This window comes from Herminiimonas sp. GW821-FHT09C12, from assembly GCF_059416385.1.
Genome location: NZ_JBWKPC010000001.1, coordinates 1,190,367 through 1,206,847, shown reverse-complemented (window position 1 = coordinate 1,206,847; position 16,481 = coordinate 1,190,367). Strand labels below are relative to the sequence as shown.

Here is a 16,481-nt window from a genome sequence, read left to right as displayed (position 1 = left end):
TTACTATTTTTTACTGACTACTTTTACTTCAATACTAAATTTCAAGCGGCAAAGGGAGAAAGGACGCCATGCCCTTCCTCCCTTGCTTTACATCAGTCGCGTTCCAGGTCGATATCGATACCCAGTGAGCGGATTTCCTTGACGAGAACGTTAAAGGATTCCGGCATGCCAGCGTCGATGACGTGGTCGCCCTTGACGAGATTTTCGTACACTTTGGTACGACCATTCACGTCATCGGACTTGACGGTCAACATCTCTTGCAAGACGTAAGACGCGCCGTATGCTTCCAGTGCCCAGACTTCCATCTCACCGAAACGCTGGCCACCGAACTGAGCTTTACCGCCCAGTGGTTGCTGCGTAACCAGCGAGTAAGGACCGGTCGAACGAGCATGCATCTTGTCATCAACCAAGTGATGCAGTTTGAGGTAGTGCATGTAACCGACGGTTACTGAACGCTCAAACGCTTCACCGGTACGACCGTCATACATCGTGACCTGGTTCTTGGAAGCGGTCATGCCCAATTGCTTCGCAATGTGATCTGGGTAAGCCAGATCCAGCATGCGACGGGTTTCGGATTCATCCGCACCGTCAAACACTGGTGTTGCGAACGGCACGCCGTTTTTCAGGTTACCCGCCAATTCCAGGATTTCTGCATCGCTGAAACTATCGAGGTCTTCCGTTTTGCCGGACTCGTTATAAATCGCAGCCAGGAATTTGCGCAGTTCAGCAATTTGTACTTGTGCAGTCAGCATTTCGCCAATACGCAAGCCCAGACCTTTAGCTGCCCAGCCCAAGTGAACTTCCAACACCTGACCAACGTTCATACGCGATGGAACACCCAATGGGTTCAGCACGACGTCTGCTGGTGTACCGTCAGCCATGTGCGGCATGTCTTCGATAGGCAAGATGCGTGAAACCACACCTTTGTTACCGTGACGACCCGCCATCTTGTCGCCAGGTTGCAGGCGACGTTTGACTGCCAGATACACTTTGACCATCTTCTGTACGCCTGGCGGCAATTCGTCGCCTTGCGTCAGTTTCTTGCGTTTTTCTTCAAATGCCAGATCGAACTGGTGGCGTTTTTCAGCGATGGATTCCTTGATGGCTTCCAAAGCATTTGCCGATGTGTCGTCTGCAGGGCGAATATCGAACCAGTGGTATTTGTCCAGATCGTCCAAATACTCTTTAGTGATTTTCGCGCCTTTAGCGATTTTCTTAGGACCGCCGTTGACGACTTTGCCGATCAACATTTTTTCCAGACGCTGGAATGCATCGCCTTCAACGATACGCAGCTGATCGTTCAAATCCAAACGATAGCGTTGCAGTTCGTCGTCGATAATCTGTTGTGCACGTTTGTCGCGTGGAATACCTTCACGCGTAAACACTTGCACGTCGATTACGGTGCCGACCATGCCGGACGGTACACGCAACGATGTATCTTTTACGTCGGATGCTTTTTCGCCGAAAATCGCGCGCAGCAGTTTTTCTTCCGGGGTCAGTTGTGTTTCGCCTTTAGGCGTTACTTTACCGACCAATGTGTCGCCAGCGGTCACTTCTGCACCGATGTAGACGATACCGGATTCATCCAGACGCGCCAGTTGGTTCTCAGCCAGGTTCGAGATATCACGTGTGATTTCTTCGGCACCCAGCTTGGTGTCACGTGCAACAACCGACAACTCTTCGATGTGAATCGAGGTGTAACGGTCATCAGCCACAACTTTTTCAGAGATCAGAATCGAATCTTCGAAGTTGTAACCGTTCCATGGCATAAACGCGATCAGCATGTTTTGACCCAGAGCGAGTTCGCCCAAGTCAGTCGATGCGCCGTCGGCGATAACGTCATGTTTAGCAACGCGATCGCCAACTTGCACGATAGGACGTTGATTGATGTTCGTGTTTTGGTTCGAACGGGTGTACTTGATCAGGTTGTAGATATCAACACCGACTTCACCAGCTTGTGCTTCGTCGTCATTGACGCGAATTACGACGCGGCCTGCATCGATGTAATCAACGATACCGCCACGCAATGCCTGAACAGTTGTACCCGAATCGACTGCAACCGTACGTTCGATACCAGTACCAACCAATGCTTTTTCTGGACGCAGGCAAGGAACAGCCTGACGTTGCATGTTGGCACCCATCAATGCGCGGTTCGCATCATCGTGTTCGAGGAACGGAATCAGCGAAGCAGCGACCGAAACAACCTGCCCTGTTGCCACGTCCATGTACTGGACACGTTCTGGCGATACCAGAATCGTTTCACCAGCTTCACGTGCGGAAACCAGCTCATCGGACAACATACCCGCTTTGTCGATCGTCGCATTCGCCTGAGCGATGATGTAACGGCCTTCTTCAATTGCGGACAAATAGTCGATCTGAGTCGTGACTTTGCTGCCTTCAACTTTACGATATGGGGTTTCGAGGAAACCGTATTCGTTCAAGCGAGCATACATAGCCAGCGAGTTGATCAAACCAATGTTCGGACCTTCCGGTGTTTCGATTGGGCACACACGACCGTAGTGAGTCGGATGTACGTCACGAACCTCAAAGCCGGCACGTTCACGTGTCAAACCACCAGGTCCAAGTGCAGAAATACGACGTTTGTGCGTGATTTCCGACAATGGATTGGTTTGATCCATAAACTGCGACAACTGCGACGAACCGAAGAATTCACGGATCGCAGCCGAAATCGGCTTGGAGTTGATCAAGTCATGCGGCATCAGGTTGTCGGCTTCGGCTTGGCCGAGACGTTCTTTGACAGCGCGCTCAACACGAACCAAACCAGCACGGAACTGGTTCTCAGCCAATTCACCGACGCAACGTACGCGACGGTTACCCAAGTGATCGATATCATCGACTTCGCCGCGACCATTGCGCAACTCAACCAGAATCTTGATCACAGCCAACACGTCTTCGTTCGACAGTGTCATGGTGCCGGTCAATTCATCACGACCGATACGACGGTTGAATTTCATACGGCCGACAGCCGACAAATCGTAACGATCTGCGTTGTAGAACAAGCCGTTGAACAATGCTTCAACTGAATCTTCGGTTGGCGGTTCGCCTGGACGCATCATGCGATAGATAGCGACTTTTGCCGCCATCTGATCGTTGGTGTCATCCATACGCAGCGTTTGCGAGATGTAGCCGCCTTGATCCAGATCGTTGGTGTACAACGTTTGGATGTTGGTAACTTTACCTTCGCGCAGGCGCGCCAACAGGTCTTCTGTCAATTCATCGTTGGCGCTGGCAATGACTTCGCCAGTTTCTTTATCAACGATGTTTTTCGCCAGAATACGGCCCAGCAGATAGTCTTCCGGAACCGAAATATTCTTGATACCAGCAGCTTCCACGTCGCGGACGTGCTTGCTGTTAATACGTTTGTCTTTTGCGACCAATACTTTACCGGCTTTGTCAGTGATGTCGAAACGAGCGACTTCACCGCGCAGGCGTTCTGGCACGAATGCCATCTCGGCACCATCCGAATGCAATGCGAAATCATCGAAAACGAAGAAGTTTTCGAGGATTTGTTCCGGCGTCATGCCGATAGCCTTCAACAGGATCGTGACAGGCATCTTGCGGCGACGATCGACGCGGAAGAACAGGATGTCTTTCGGATCGAATTCGTAGTCCAGCCATGAACCGCGGTAAGGAATGATACGTGCGGAGAACAGCAATTTACCGGACGAGTGTGTCTTGCCGCGATCATGTTCAAAGAACACGCCTGGCGAACGATGCAACTGCGACACGATAACGCGCTCTGTACCGTTAATCACGAAAGAACCAGTCGAGGTCATCAAAGGCAATTCGCCCATGTAGACTTCTTGTTCTTTCATTTCTTTAACGACAGGCTTGGTTGGCGATTCCTTATCCAGGATCACCAGACGAACTTTGGCACGCAGAGGTGACGCGTAGGTCAATCCACGTTGTTGGCATTCTTTAATGTTGAACGGCGGATCGCCGAGCACATATGACAAGAATTCGAGGCGCGCAAAACCATTGTGCGAAACGATAGGGAAAATCGACGTAAAGGCAGATTGCAAGCCTTCGTTTTTGCGTTGGGACGGTATTCTGTCTTCTTGCAAAAAGCCGTGGTAAGACTCGAGCTGGGTCGCCAGCAGGAACGGAACGTTGTGAACGTTAGCGCGTTTCGCGAATGATTTGCGAATGCGCTTTTTCTCAGTAAATGAGTAGTGCATGGACACTCCGTGAGTGACAGGGAAGGATAGAGAATTCAGGATTCAGGCTGCATTGCCGAATTGCAACAACACAATTCGAAACATTGAAACCTCAAGTCTCTGCCCTTTAACAACCAAATGCTGACAAGATTACATGAAGTCAACCAAGCCTGCCTTTAGCTACATAAAATCAAGAACGACAAAGGAGCCAAAGCCGAACCGCCCTTTCGGGAGGTTTCGTGCTTTGACTCGAGCGCTGTAAAGTAGCGCGGGCAAATCGAAATTACTTGATTTCTGCTTTTGCGCCAGCTTCTTCCAGTTTTTTCTTCGCTGCTTCTGCATCCGCTTTCGAAACGCCTTCTTTCAAAGGTTTCGGTGCGCCATCAACCAGATCTTTAGCTTCTTTCAAGCCCAGACCGGTGATTTCACGAACTGCTTTAATTACGCCAACTTTGTTCGCGCCGAAATCAGCCAGGATAACTGTGAATTCGGTTTGCTCTTCAGCTGCAGCGCCACCAGCTGCGCCGCCAGCTGCTGGAGCAGCCATTGCAGCAGCGGATACGCCGAATTTTTCTTCGAATGCTTTAACCAAGTCATTCAATTCCAAAACTGTCAGGTTGCCTACGGCTTCCAGGATGTCGTCTTTGCTAATTGCCATTTGAAACTCCTAAATTTTTTTCAATAATTACATCTGATTGGTACTGACGCGAAACGTCGAAACAAGAGCGCAGGGCCGCATCTCTGCGGCAACCTATTATTCCGCTGCTGCTTCGGTCGCTTCGGCAGCTGGTTCTGCTGCAGCTGCAGGCGCTTGGCCTTCAGCTTTTTGTGCAGCAAGAGCAGCCAGACCACGCGTAAAGCTCGCAACCGGAACCAGCATCATGCCCAAGACTTGGGCCAGCAGGACTTCACGGCTAGGAATATTTGCCAACGCTGCAACAGCCGCTTTATCAAGCGACTTGCCTGCGTAGTTACCTGCTTTAACAACCAATTTGTCGTTGGTTTTAGCAAAGTCATTGATGACTTTTGCTGCTGCAACGGCATCATCCGAGATCGAATAGATCAACGGACCGGTCATTGCTGAAGCGAGGTCGGCAAATGCGGTACCTTCAACAGCGCGACGTGCCAGCGTATTTTTCAATACGCGCAAGTACACACCTTGGTCCCGCGCTTTGGCGCGCAGTTGTGTCAAGTGACCAACCTGGATGCCACGGTATTCGGCCACGACGATGGTCTGTGCCGATGCAACTTTGGCAGAGATTTCGGCGACTACGGCCTTTTTGTCATTCAGATTGAGACTCAAGATCAACCTCCAAAAATGATGTTCAGCACATACACAATCGTCATTGATTGCTTGCCTCACATCGGTTCGAACACGGCGTCCGAAGTTAGGAGTTCAGTACTGGCAAGCCAGCGAGAGACTACAAAACTTGTTCGGGTTCACCATCTGCGTTGGGTATGAGATCGTTGCCGATTCCACATTTAACTTTGCACACAACTTACATGCACGCCGCCCAACGGTCTTTGATTGCCTGAACCTTCTTCAATACTGCCGAATCAGGTCCAGCCCAAAGATGCGCCCACCGCCAAATTGGCGATGGGACTTAATTCAATAACTTAAGCAGCCAGAGTCGTTTGATCGACGCGCACACCAGCGCCCATCGTTGACGACAGCGAAACTTTACGCAGGTAAACACCTTTGCTGGTCGCTGGCTTAGCTTTGGTCAACGCATCAATCAAAGCCAACAAGTTGGATTTGAGTGCTTCGTCGGTAAATGATTTACGACCGATGGTTGCGTGGATAATGCCAGCCTTGTCGGTACGGTATTGCACTTGACCAGCTTTTGCATTTTTAACTGCAGTCGCTACGTCAGGTGTAACAGTGCCAACTTTAGGGTTAGGCATCATGCCGCGTGGGCCGAGGATTTGACCCAAGGTACCAACAATACGCATGGTATCTGGCGATGCGATGACGATGTCGAAAGGCATGTTGCCGGCTTTGATTTGCTCAGCCAGATCTTCCATACCAACGATATCAGCACCAGCTGCTTTCGCTTGCTCTGCTTTTTCGCCAGTTGCAAATACTGCAACGCGGACCGATTTACCGGTACCAGCTGGCAAAACTACGGAACCACGAACAACTTGGTCGGATTTCTTGGCATCAACACCCAATTGAACCGATACGTCGATCGATTCGTTAAATTTGGCGGATGCGCATTCTTTGATCAAAGCCAGTGCATTGTCGAATGGGTACGCTTTGGTACGGTCAACTTTTGCTTTAAATGCTTTAACGCGTTTCGATAACTTAGCCATTACAGACCCTCCACCGTGATGCCCATGGAACGTGCGGAACCGGCGATAGTACGCACAGCTGCATCCATGTCGGCAGCCGTCAAATCCGGCCGTTTAGTTGTAGCGATTTCTTCAGCTTGTGCACGTGTGATCTTGCCGACTTTGTCGGTATGTGGCTTAGCCGAACCTTTGGTCAGGTTTGCTGCTTTTTTGATCAGGTACGTTGCTGGAGGAGTCTTCATCACGAAAGTGAAAGACTTGTCCGCAAACGCGGTGATCACAACCGGAATTGGCATACCTGGCTCAACACCTTGAGTCTGCGCGTTAAACGCTTTGCAGAATTCCATGATGTTCAGACCACGTTGACCCAAAGCAGGTCCGATTGGTGGGGATGGGTTTGCTTTACCAGCTGGAACTTGCAGCTTGATAAAACCAATGATTTTCTTTGCCATGATGGCTCCTACATTGATTGAGTGGTAGCGCCTGTTCACTTGCCTTGCGGCTTATTACTGTGGCTCCTCTTTTTACTGCTTCCGAATTCCTGAAACTTGACGTCTCAGACGCTTCGGAGTGCGTTAATGCTTTACAGAATCAGACTTTTTCGACTTGACCGAATTCCAGCTCTACCGGTGTAGCACGACCGAAGATCGTTACCGATACGCGAACCTTGGACTTCTCGTAATTGACTTCTTCGACATTGCCGTTGAAATCGGTGAACGGACCATCCTTGATACGCACCAGCTCGCCCACTTCGTACAATACTTTTGGACGCGGTTTTTCGACGCCATCCTGCATTTGCTGCATGATCTTGTCGACTTCGTGCGGCGGAATCGGAGTTGGCTTGTTTGACTTGCCACCGATAAAACCGGTTACTTTGTTCGTATTCTTGACCAGATGCCATGTTTCGTCGGTCATTTCCATTTCGACGAGAACATAACCCGGGAAAAAGCGGCGCTCACTAACCGATTTTTGACCGTTTTTGACTTCGATCACTTCTTCGGTAGGCACCAGAATTTGCCCAAACTTGTCTTCCATGCCGGCGCGCGTTGCACGCTCTATTAACGCACGTTGCACGCTCTTTTCCATACCGGAATAGGCGTGCACGACATACCAACGTTTCTTACTAGTGGAAGCTGCTGCAGCGGCGGCACTTGGCGCACCGTCTTGCGCATCATCCTGAATATTGTCGCTCATTATCTTTTCCAGCCCAAAATCAGGTCGTACAGCACAACTTCGAGTAACTTATCCGTACCCCACAGGAAAAGCGCCATGACCAAAACGAAACCAAAAACAATTGCGGTCATCTGCAATGCTTCTTTACGTGTTGGCCAAACTACTTTTTTGGTCTCGCGAACTGCTTCTTTTGAAAAATTGAGGAAGTCGCGACCCGATGCAGATGTCCATGCAATCGCAATTGCCACAAGCAAACCACCAACCAATGCTGCAACACGAACTGTCGTTGCCTTATCCGACAAAAAATAGAATCCGACTACGCCCGCGATCGCGGCAAGAATCGCCAAAACGATCTTGATCTTATCGCCTGACGCGCCAACAGTTTCTACGGGTTGATTAGCCATTACACTTTACTTTCGATGCCCTGCACCAGAATCGGTGGCAGGGGCGGAGGGCCTCGAACCCCCAACCTTCGGTTTTGGAGACCGACACTCTGCCAATTGAGCTACGCCCCTACGGTTTTTACACTACCACTACCTGAACCACTAACGGCGATCTCAACATCGAGATCGCCGCAGCATTCATTTATTACTCAATAATTTTAGCGACGACACCAGCGCCGACGGTACGACCGCCTTCACGGATAGCGAAACGCAGACCTTCTTCCATCGCGATCGGGTTGATCAACATGACTGTGATCGACACGTTGTCGCCTGGCATTACCATTTCTTTATCCTTCGGCAACTCGATCGAACCAGTTACGTCCGTTGTACGGAAGTAGAACTGTGGACGGTAGTTGTTGAAGAATGGTGTGTGACGACCGCCTTCGTCTTTCGACAGAACGTAGATTTCGCCTGTGAAATGTTTGTGTGGCTTGATCGAACCTGGCTTCGCCAAAACTTGACCACGTTCCACGTCTTCACGCTTGGTACCACGCAGCAATACGCCAACGTTGTCGCCTGCTTGACCTTGGTCGAGCAATTTGCGGAACATTTCAACACCAGTACAGGTGGTGACTTGGGTGTCACGGATACCAACGATTTCGAGGGCTTCGCCAACTTTGACGATACCGCGTTCGATACGACCGGTAACAACTGTACCGCGACCGGAGATCGAGAATACGTCTTCTACTGGCAACAGGAATGCGCCGTCAACTGCGCGTTCTGGTGTTGGGATGTAGCTGTCGAGGGCTTCTGCGAGCGCCAGGATTGCTTGTTCGCCCAATGGACCTGTGTCGCCTTCAAGTGCCAACTTGGCGGAACCTTTGATGATCGGCAGGTCGTCGCCTGGGAATTCGTATTTGGAGAGGAGCTCGCGCACTTCCATTTCGACCAATTCCAGCAATTCTGCGTCATCGACCATGTCTGCTTTGTTCAAGAAGACGATGATGTATGGAACGCCAACTTGACGCGACAACAGGATGTGTTCGCGGGTTTGTGGCATTGGGCCGTCTGCTGCGGAGCAAACCAGGATCGCGCCGTCCATCTGTGCAGCGCCAGTAATCATGTTTTTAACATAATCAGCATGGCCTGGGCAGTCAACGTGGGCGTAGTGACGGTTTGCTGTTTCGTATTCGACGTGTGCGGTGTTGATCGTGATGCCGCGCGCTTTTTCTTCTGGCGCTGCGTCAATTTGATCGTACGCTTTTGCTTCGCCGCCAAATTTCTTCGACAACACGGTCGCAATCGCTGCCGTCAATGTGGTTTTACCATGATCGACGTGACCAATTGTGCCCACATTCACGTGCGGCTTGGTCCGCTCGAATTTGCCTTTTGCCATCTTAGACTCCTAACAATTTTGATGAGAATGTTCAGGCAAACGCCCGACCGACTTACCGATAAAAATGAACAACAGAATTCTTTGGTGCCCTTTACGTGGATTGAACACGTGGCCTCTCCCTTACCAAGGGAGTGCTCTACCACTGAGCTAAAAGGGCAAACTAGCCGTCCGATACCAACCACTGCGGCACGTCCAACCTTTAAAAACTGGAGCGGGTGAAGGGAATCGAACCCTCGTCATAAGCTTGGAAGGCTTCAGCTCTACCATTGAGCTACACCCGCGAGGGTCACCACTACACAACTCACTTCTTTTGTTCTTGTACTGCTAAAAACTTGGTGGAGGGGGCTGGATTCGAACCAGCGTATTCGTAAGAAGGCAGATTTACAGTCTGCTGCCATTAACCACTCGGCCACCCCTCCGCGGGGAACCCCAAACTATAGGGGAGTCGACCTCCCTTGTCAACAACTTGCAACGATTCTTCGACTAATTTTTTCAAATTATTCGTTCTTTTTTCATGCCGAATACACAAAACGAAGATTAGAAGCGCGTTTCTCGCGCCGCGCGGAGGAAATTATCGAGTATCGGTGTGCAATCGAGCAGCTCCGAACCACCTGCACGATGGAATTCCGGATGCCATTGCAAACCCATGACAAAGCGGGCTTTCGTATAACGTACCGCTTCGACAATATTGTCAGTCGCCGATGTCGCCTCGATCATCAGATCGCGCCCCAAATCACGCACGGCTTGATGATGAATCGAGTTAACCAAAGGCGCAGTCTGCCCCTGGAAAAGAGACGCCAACGAAGATCCGGGTGGAAACTGGATGGCATGGCGATGACTATCGTACAAGTCGTTAACGTGCGGCATTGCAGTCGGCACATCGGTTGCGATGTCTTGGTACAAGGTACCGCCAAAGGCAACATTGATTAACTGGCAACCACGGCATATGCCCAATACTGGCTTACCCGCTTCAATGAATTCGTGCAGCAACTCCAATTCATACATATCCCGCGAACTGTCACCACTCCACTCCGGACGTGTCGCCGTTTGGGAGTAAGTCTGCGGCGCAACGTCAGCCCCGCCTTGCAACACCAAGCCATCCAGATGCTTGGCGTAATCGCGCAAGCGAATTTTGCTTGGATGCAAAAGACCGTTCGTATTGACGGTTGGGATCATCAACACCAAGACATCGCGCGACATCACCCATTGTGCAATCGACTCTTCAAGGTATTGCAAGGTTTTTCCCTGCAAACCCTTGGCGCCACTTTCCGGATGAAAAATACGCGCAGAGACACCGATCTTCAGCGTGCGTTGCGTCAAACGCCGCCCTACTTGCTCGGACAAACTTTGCAGACGCGCCTGGAAAATACGCCAGGTTTGCTTCCACGGCGTATCGTCAGGCATTTGATAAGCAGGCGTACTGTGCTTGCCAAAATCCGGCTTGGTAGCGAAATTAATGGCAGGAGGCAGAGGCGCTATTTGCGGCTCGACAGCAGGCGTTGTCGGCGGAGAAGCTGGATCTGGTGCAACTGGATCTAATGCAGCGTCGGAAGATGGAGGTTTAACAGGTGGCAAGTTGCTATCGGAGTTGTCAGACATGGCATCACTTTAGTATCGAGAAGAAGTAGACAGCGCGCATCAGCAAATTATCCACGCTCAATCCGAATTGATGAAAAATACACAAAAAATCGCTGAACATCCGTCAAATTAACATTAAACCCAAGCATCACATCACGAATTATAAGTAGATCTCTTGCAGCACAAGCAAAGAAGACTGCGAAGTTCGCCATGCGCACCACTGAATTGCCCTGAAAACGGGATAATGCAAGCTATTGCTTTACCCATTCACTTTTTGAATTCAAACACCATGCTCATCATTTATCACAATCCACGTTGCTCGAAATCGCGTGGCGCATTGGAACTGGCGCAGCAATTTGCGACACAACATGGCCTGACTTTAGATGTCATTGATTATCAAAAAACGCCGCTGACGCAGACTCAATTAACGGAGCTGCATCACATTCTGCAATCAGAACAAGCCGTTAGCGTACGCGACATGGTGCGCGACAATGAAGATGAATTTACAAGCCTGCAATTAGAAAATGCTGACGATGCGAGCTTGCTGCACGCACTAGCAACGCATCCGAAATTATTGCAACGCCCGATAGTGCGGTTTAATCAACGCGCGGTAATCGCACGTCCACCAGAATTGGTGCATGCAATTCTGATTGCACCCTAAGCAGCTTATTTATTGTTTTTCAGTCTGCGCGACGTTGCTGACAGCCTTGGCCGGTAGTACGCCATATGCACGCTCCATCGCGTACTTTTTCAGAATGTCGCGATACATACTGGCGAGCAAGGAGAGTCGCGGATTGCGCGGATCAAGGCGACGCGCATTGCTAATATAAGTACGCGCCTGCTCGCCCAATTGCTCATCCCAACCGAGGCTATCCAGGCATTTCAGCACCGCAACCGCTGCGTTGAAAACCACTTGCGGGTTTTCCGGCAATTTATCCGCCGCTTCCGACATCAAGGCAACTGCGCCGTGATAATCGCCAAGACGCGCCTTCTCGGCACCGGCCGATACCAGATCGACCACCTGGCTTTTACTTTCGCGCGTAACGCGCTTGCCCAAATCTTCGCGCCCGGCTTCTCTGAACAAACGCATAGCCCTCGTCATCGCCACGTTGGTTGAAGCGTTGCCGACCACCGAAGTCATGACCTCCACGGCATCTTGCTCCATGCCACTTTCCAGGCAATTCAGCGCCAAGGTCATTTTGGTATCGTTCGATAAACCTATCGGCTCCTTGCAAGCAAGGACGGCAGCGCCCAACTCTTCTACCGCAAGCTCCGTATCGCCATTATGTTTATGCAGCATGGCGGCGGCCAAAGCGCGACAGGCTGGGGTTTTCTTGATGTTGGCCAAGGATTTTGCGAGATCGCGAATGATGGAAGAAACGAGTTTGACTTCACCTTTGGCAATCGAGGTTTTGACCAAATGCACATGGTCTTCCGGCTCGCGGAATTCAGAGAACTTGGCTTTGTTGATGACTTGCTGAAAAACCCGATGCGCAGTATCGGTATCGCCGGTTTCCAGTGCGACATTGCCCAGTTTGCGCAAGCGCTGCAAGGCATGCGGAGAACGCGTGACCGCATGTTCCAGCGTGGTTTGCGCTTGTTGCATTTGCCCCCGGGCTTCCTGCGTTTTGGCCAGCCAATCGTAGGCTTCCAGAAACTGTTTTTTCTCGGCGACCAGTGAAGTCAGCATCTCTTCCGCTTCTTCGAAGCGGTCTTGCATGTACAAGCTGGTTGCCAAACCCAGACGCGCCCATGCGATAGAGCGCTTGGCGAAAAGCTCGGAATAGATCGCTTCCGCTTCCGTCAATTCGCCCAAGGTGATGTGTAGTTCGGCGCGCAGACGTATGAATTCCGCCTGATAGCGCGCATGCGTGCGCTCACTTGCAACACAGGCATTGATCGCCTCACTCAAATTGCCATGCTCGATCAACTGGTAAATCGGTATGAAGGCATTGCGCTTTTCTATGGCTTTGGCGATCCGATCCATCAGCGTTTCTGCCGTGAACGGTTTCAGCACATAATCGTTCAGCGCCAATTCCGCCGCGCTCACCACTTTTTCATGATTACGCTCGGCCGTGACCATGATGAATACCGTGGATGGCGGAATAATCTTGTGATGCCGCAAGTCCTCCAGCAATTGCTGACCATCCTGGCCTTCGCCCAGATCGTATTCGCAGATCACCAGATCGAACATTTTGTGTTTCAGGGGACGGATGGCGCTACCTGAGCTGGCCGCATACTCAATCTTGCTGATGCCGCCTATGCTCAGCATGTTGTGAATACTGGCCCGCATACCCGCATGCGGCTCAATAATCAGTGCGGTTAGTCCGGCGAGTTCTTGCATGGTGTTTCAAAGCCAAAGAGTGCGCCGAGGTAGCAGCGCGAGTGCAGAATAAAAGTTTCCATACAACAATATTACATTTGTTAAACGATGTCATCGCAATTTGATAAATACAGCGTCATCGGACGACACAATTTCGTCCTGACGTGCAATACAGACAAGAAATAAGTAGCGCCTCAGGTTCATCAGGCTGAAATCGAATCAGGCCACCGCGCTATCCGCAGTCGGCTCCTCGACTACCACTTGATTACGGCCACCCTGCTTGGCCATATACATGGCGGTATCGGTACGCGAGAATAAATCCAGCACGGATTCGCCTGGAATGTGTTGTGTCAGGCCGATGGACACGGTGACACGATGGCGCAGTTTTCCATTCCAATCGTGTTGTTCGACCTGTTCGCGTATGCGTTCGGCGATATTCAATGCTGCCAACAAGGATGTTTCGGGCAGAACCAGCAAGAATTCTTCACCGCCATAACGTCCGAACACATCGTGCTGACGCACATTCTTTTCTGCAATGCGTGCAAAGGTACGCAAAACTTCATCGCCGCCCAGATGGCCAGCTTCATCATTCACACGCTTGAAATGATCCAAATCGATCACGGCCAAACATAAGGGTGAGCCGGTTTCATCCGACATACGCTTTTGCTGCTCCAGTGCAGCGACGATGTAACGGCGATTAAAGCAGCCGAGCAAGGCATCGCGTCGTGCATCTTCTTCAATATCCTTGATTTTTCTCGTCGCCTTGAACAAGGCGTTGTGCAATTCCTGCATCCGGCTGGCGAGCACGACAAAGCCCGGCAAGGTCAGCAACAAGCCAAGGAACAAAGCGCCTTCCAGCTTCAGCATGGACCAATCGTCGTACTGATAATAATGCGAGGCAATTACCGCCATATAACCAAGCAATGTCGACATCGTCAGCAGCAACATTGTTTTGGGTGAAACGCGGTGCATGACGAAGGCCATCGTCAAGAACAGAAAAGGCGTGAAGAGAATTTGTGTAGCCGGTGCCAGATACGTCATCAGCAACATGATGCCGATCGCACATAGCGTGATCGGCACGCGCAGATTCTTCTCTCTGGTCTTGTTGTTCCAACCCAGTGCGAAGCAAGCGTAAAACACGACGAGTACAGCAACGCTTAAGCTGGTAGCAACGATCAATGCCATGTGATCGACCAAGCCATGCAGGTAAAACACGCCCACACCGATCAGATAAAACAGGGCGAATACGCCTATCAGCAGCAGGCGTTTGATGCGCGCATTTTGGCGATTTTTGTGATGCAGCTGGGTTTGGCGACGTGCGCGAACAACATGGATTTTTGCAGATTTGGCCGCGCCACGAACAGGCGCCCGCAGCTCCGATGCAGTCGCATTTGGCGACGCATCGTCGGCACCCGGCACAGCGTTGTGTTCACTGATTTGTCGCATGCACATCCGTCCAAGAAAGTTCAGCCAACGAGGTTGACGCACACTATCCGACCGAAATAACTTGCTGCTAAGTTCTATTTTTTCTGTTTCTTACTAGACCATATCCATCAGCAGAATACACGCACTATTATTGCTTTGTAACTATAAGTCACAATCCCGTCATATTATTTTGATTGTCTTTTTGCAATGGCTTTTCGCGCATATACCAGGCCGCAATGACAGCCACCGCGCACAAGACGGCAACCAGTAAAAATGTTTCATTAAAAGCATTGCGATGGTTGTCTATACCTAATGCCTGACGCGATTGATGCAGCGTGATCCGCCACTCCAGCACGACACCAACCATGCTGACACCGATGGCACCGCCAAGCTGGCGTACGAAATTGATGGCACTGGCGCCTTGCGCTATCAAACTGTTATCTACGCCGCGCATCGCGCCCAAACTAAGCGCCGGCAATACAAAGCCCAAACCTATGCGTCCTATCACCGCCCACGCCATCAACAACCAATAACTGGTTGCCGGTGAACCGTTTGCCATCAAGGCGAACGACGACGCCAGTAAAAACAAACCGATAGCCACCAGCACATTCGGCGGATAACTGTCGGCCAGACGCCCGGCCAGCGGTATCGTCACCGCCAACACGATCCCGGCTGGCAACAACACCAAACCCGCCTGCGATGGCGCGTAATTCATGGCCATCTGCATATAGATAGGCAACAGATAAGTCGAACCGTACAAGCCCATGCCATAAATGAACGCCACCAATGCACCCATCGTAAATTGGCGATAGTGGAATAACTTCATATTCATCAACGGTTCTGCCTTGGTACGCATTTGATAAATGATGAAGGCAATCAAGGTCGTCACACCCAGCGCCAACAAAATGACCGCCTGCGACATATCGCCGCGCAATTCGACCACGCCATTGAGCAGACTGATAATGCTGACACCGATTAACAGTAAACCTTTCCAGTCGAGCGGTTTGGCATGTTCCAGCGTCGGCGTATATGAAGCGAGAAAACGCTGAATCAGGAAAAGTACCAGCAAGCACGGCGGCACCACCACGAAAAATATCGAGCGCCAGCCAAACAACTCCACCAGAAAACCGCCCACGCTAGGTCCTATTGCCGGTGCCAGCACCACGCCGAAGCCGAATATCCCCATGGCCTTGCCCTGCTCGTGCTGTTCGAATGCGCGCAAAATCACAATCGCCGGTATCGGCTGCATCACGCCGGCTGCCAATCCCTCCAGCACACGCATAGATAACAACATCTGATAATTGATACTGAAGCCGCCGACCACGCCACCAATCAGCAACAAGACAATCGCACCGCCGTATGTACGGCGCAGACCAAAACGCAGCAATAGCCATGGCGTCATCAGCATAGACAAAGTCATCGCCAGCATGAAACCTGTAGAAACCCATTGCGCACGCTCTTGCCCGAGCGCGAAGTAGCGACTCAGATCAGGGATTGCCACATTGACGATGGTGGAAGAAAGAATCGCCGCGACGCTGCCTATCATGCAAGTCAACAAGACCAGCCATTTATAACGCTCGCCATAGCGGCCGCGCAGTTCTTCCAAAGTGAGTGCTTGCATATTGGATTTGCCTAGCTTCAATACGAATAAGTATATAACCGTGGCTGTTGTGACAGCCGCAACTTGCTTGTGAGAACACAAGCTTGAAAATGAATTACTTTTTGAATACGTG

The 16,481-nt window shown here is 50.9% G+C and carries 13 protein-coding genes and 4 tRNA genes; 1 reads left to right on the top strand and 16 read right to left on the bottom strand.

Annotation, left to right across the window (positions count from 1 at the left end):
• Positions 1-92: 92 nt before the first annotated feature.
• The 13 genes from rpoB to AC07N2_RS05640 all read right to left on the bottom strand — a co-directional run bounded on the left by rpoB (position 93) and on the right by AC07N2_RS05640 (position 11,021).
• Positions 93-4,199 (bottom strand): DNA-directed RNA polymerase subunit beta, encoded by a 4,107-nt coding sequence (gene rpoB / locus AC07N2_RS05700; protein WP_494777397.1) that lies wholly within the window; start codon positions 4,197-4,199, stop codon positions 93-95.
• A gap of 262 nt (positions 4,200-4,461) precedes the next feature.
• On the bottom strand, positions 4,462-4,836 hold the full coding sequence (rplL, locus tag AC07N2_RS05695) for a 50S ribosomal protein L7/L12 (protein WP_076593026.1): 375 nt from the start codon (positions 4,834-4,836) through the stop codon (positions 4,462-4,464).
• Between the two features lie 96 nt (positions 4,837-4,932).
• Entirely contained in the window at positions 4,933-5,481 is a 549-nt protein-coding gene (gene rplJ, locus AC07N2_RS05690; protein ID WP_076593025.1) for a 50S ribosomal protein L10, read from the bottom strand.
• A gap of 314 nt (positions 5,482-5,795) precedes the next feature.
• On the bottom strand, positions 5,796-6,491 hold the full coding sequence (gene rplA / locus AC07N2_RS05685) for a 50S ribosomal protein L1 (protein ID WP_076593024.1): 696 nt from the start codon (positions 6,489-6,491) through the stop codon (positions 5,796-5,798).
• Positions 6,491-6,922 carry a 50S ribosomal protein L11 gene (gene rplK, locus AC07N2_RS05680; RefSeq protein ID WP_076593023.1) on the bottom strand — a complete coding sequence of 144 codons (432 nt, stop codon included), beginning with the start codon at positions 6,920-6,922 and terminating at the stop codon, positions 6,491-6,493. The genes rplA and rplK overlap by 1 nt, the downstream gene beginning before the upstream one ends.
• A gap of 139 nt (positions 6,923-7,061) precedes the next feature.
• Entirely contained in the window at positions 7,062-7,664 is a 603-nt protein-coding gene (nusG, locus tag AC07N2_RS05675; RefSeq protein ID WP_076593022.1) for a transcription termination/antitermination protein NusG, read from the bottom strand.
• Complete coding sequence (gene secE, locus AC07N2_RS05670) at positions 7,664-8,047, bottom strand: preprotein translocase subunit SecE (protein WP_494777396.1); 384 nt, start codon at positions 8,045-8,047, stop codon at positions 7,664-7,666. Before secE ends, nusG begins: the two co-directional genes overlap by 1 nt.
• Before the next feature lie 35 nt (positions 8,048-8,082).
• Positions 8,083-8,158: transfer RNA gene (locus tag AC07N2_RS05665), tRNA-Trp, on the bottom strand.
• A gap of 73 nt (positions 8,159-8,231) precedes the next feature.
• A complete protein-coding gene (gene tuf / locus AC07N2_RS05660; RefSeq protein ID WP_076593020.1) occupies positions 8,232-9,422 on the bottom strand; it encodes an elongation factor Tu in 1,191 nt (396 codons plus the stop codon).
• Positions 9,423-9,504: 82 nt separating this feature from the next.
• Positions 9,505-9,579 (bottom strand) — tRNA-Thr (locus AC07N2_RS05655).
• A 50-nt stretch (positions 9,580-9,629) separates the two neighbouring features.
• A tRNA-Gly gene (locus AC07N2_RS05650) sits at positions 9,630-9,703 on the bottom strand.
• 52 nt (positions 9,704-9,755) lie between these two features.
• A tRNA-Tyr gene (locus tag AC07N2_RS05645) sits at positions 9,756-9,841 on the bottom strand.
• 118 nt (positions 9,842-9,959) lie between these two features.
• Positions 9,960-11,021, bottom strand: a complete 1,062-nt coding sequence (locus tag AC07N2_RS05640) for a gamma-glutamyl-gamma-aminobutyrate hydrolase family protein (protein ID WP_494777395.1) — start codon at positions 11,019-11,021, stop codon at positions 9,960-9,962.
• Between the two features lie 268 nt (positions 11,022-11,289).
• Between AC07N2_RS05640 and AC07N2_RS05635 the strand changes: the two genes are divergently transcribed.
• Positions 11,290-11,661: an ArsC/Spx/MgsR family protein gene (locus AC07N2_RS05635; RefSeq protein WP_494777394.1), complete on the top strand. Its 372-nt coding sequence runs from the start codon at positions 11,290-11,292 to the stop codon at positions 11,659-11,661.
• 9 nt (positions 11,662-11,670) lie between these two features.
• Here AC07N2_RS05635 and AC07N2_RS05630 read toward each other — a convergent pair whose 3' ends face one another.
• The 3 genes from AC07N2_RS05630 to AC07N2_RS05620 all read right to left on the bottom strand — a co-directional run bounded on the left by AC07N2_RS05630 (position 11,671) and on the right by AC07N2_RS05620 (position 16,369).
• Positions 11,671-13,344, bottom strand: coding sequence for a response regulator (locus tag AC07N2_RS05630; RefSeq protein ID WP_494777393.1), 1,674 nt, complete (start codon positions 13,342-13,344; stop codon positions 11,671-11,673).
• Between the two features lie 198 nt (positions 13,345-13,542).
• Positions 13,543-14,769 (bottom strand): GGDEF domain-containing protein, encoded by a 1,227-nt coding sequence (locus tag AC07N2_RS05625; protein WP_494777392.1) that lies wholly within the window; start codon positions 14,767-14,769, stop codon positions 13,543-13,545.
• 148 nt (positions 14,770-14,917) lie between these two features.
• The gene (locus tag AC07N2_RS05620) at positions 14,918-16,369 is read right to left on the bottom strand and encodes an MDR family MFS transporter (RefSeq protein ID WP_494777391.1); all 1,452 of its coding nucleotides are present in this window, start codon (positions 16,367-16,369) and stop codon (positions 14,918-14,920) included.
• Between the last annotated feature and the right edge of the window lie 112 nt (positions 16,370-16,481).

What these genes read in the sequence shown, in the direction of transcription:
- rpoB (WP_494777397.1), bottom strand. Translation starts at nt 4,199, where the DNA reads ATGCACTACTCATTTACTGAGAAAAAGCGCATTCGCAAATCATTCGCG.
- rplL (WP_076593026.1), bottom strand. Translation starts at nt 4,836, where the DNA reads ATGGCAATTAGCAAAGACGACATCCTGGAAGCCGTAGGCAACCTGACA.
- rplA (WP_076593024.1), bottom strand. Translation starts at nt 6,491, where the DNA reads ATGGCTAAGTTATCGAAACGCGTTAAAGCATTTAAAGCAAAAGTTGAC.
- rplK (WP_076593023.1), bottom strand. Translation starts at nt 6,922, where the DNA reads ATGGCAAAGAAAATCATTGGTTTTATCAAGCTGCAAGTTCCAGCTGGT.
- nusG (WP_076593022.1), bottom strand. Translation starts at nt 7,664, where the DNA reads ATGAGCGACAATATTCAGGATGATGCGCAAGACGGTGCGCCAAGTGCC.
- secE (WP_494777396.1), bottom strand. Translation starts at nt 8,047, where the DNA reads ATGGCTAATCAACCCGTAGAAACTGTTGGCGCGTCAGGCGATAAGATC.
- tuf (WP_076593020.1), bottom strand. Translation starts at nt 9,422, where the DNA reads ATGGCAAAAGGCAAATTCGAGCGGACCAAGCCGCACGTGAATGTGGGC.
- AC07N2_RS05640 (WP_494777395.1), bottom strand. Translation starts at nt 11,021, where the DNA reads ATGTCTGACAACTCCGATAGCAACTTGCCACCTGTTAAACCTCCATCT.
- AC07N2_RS05635 (WP_494777394.1), top strand. Translation starts at nt 11,290, where the DNA reads ATGCTCATCATTTATCACAATCCACGTTGCTCGAAATCGCGTGGCGCA.
- AC07N2_RS05630 (WP_494777393.1), bottom strand. Translation starts at nt 13,344, where the DNA reads ATGCAAGAACTCGCCGGACTAACCGCACTGATTATTGAGCCGCATGCG.
- AC07N2_RS05625 (WP_494777392.1), bottom strand. Translation starts at nt 14,769, where the DNA reads ATGCGACAAATCAGTGAACACAACGCTGTGCCGGGTGCCGACGATGCG.
- AC07N2_RS05620 (WP_494777391.1), bottom strand. Translation starts at nt 16,369, where the DNA reads ATGCAAGCACTCACTTTGGAAGAACTGCGCGGCCGCTATGGCGAGCGT.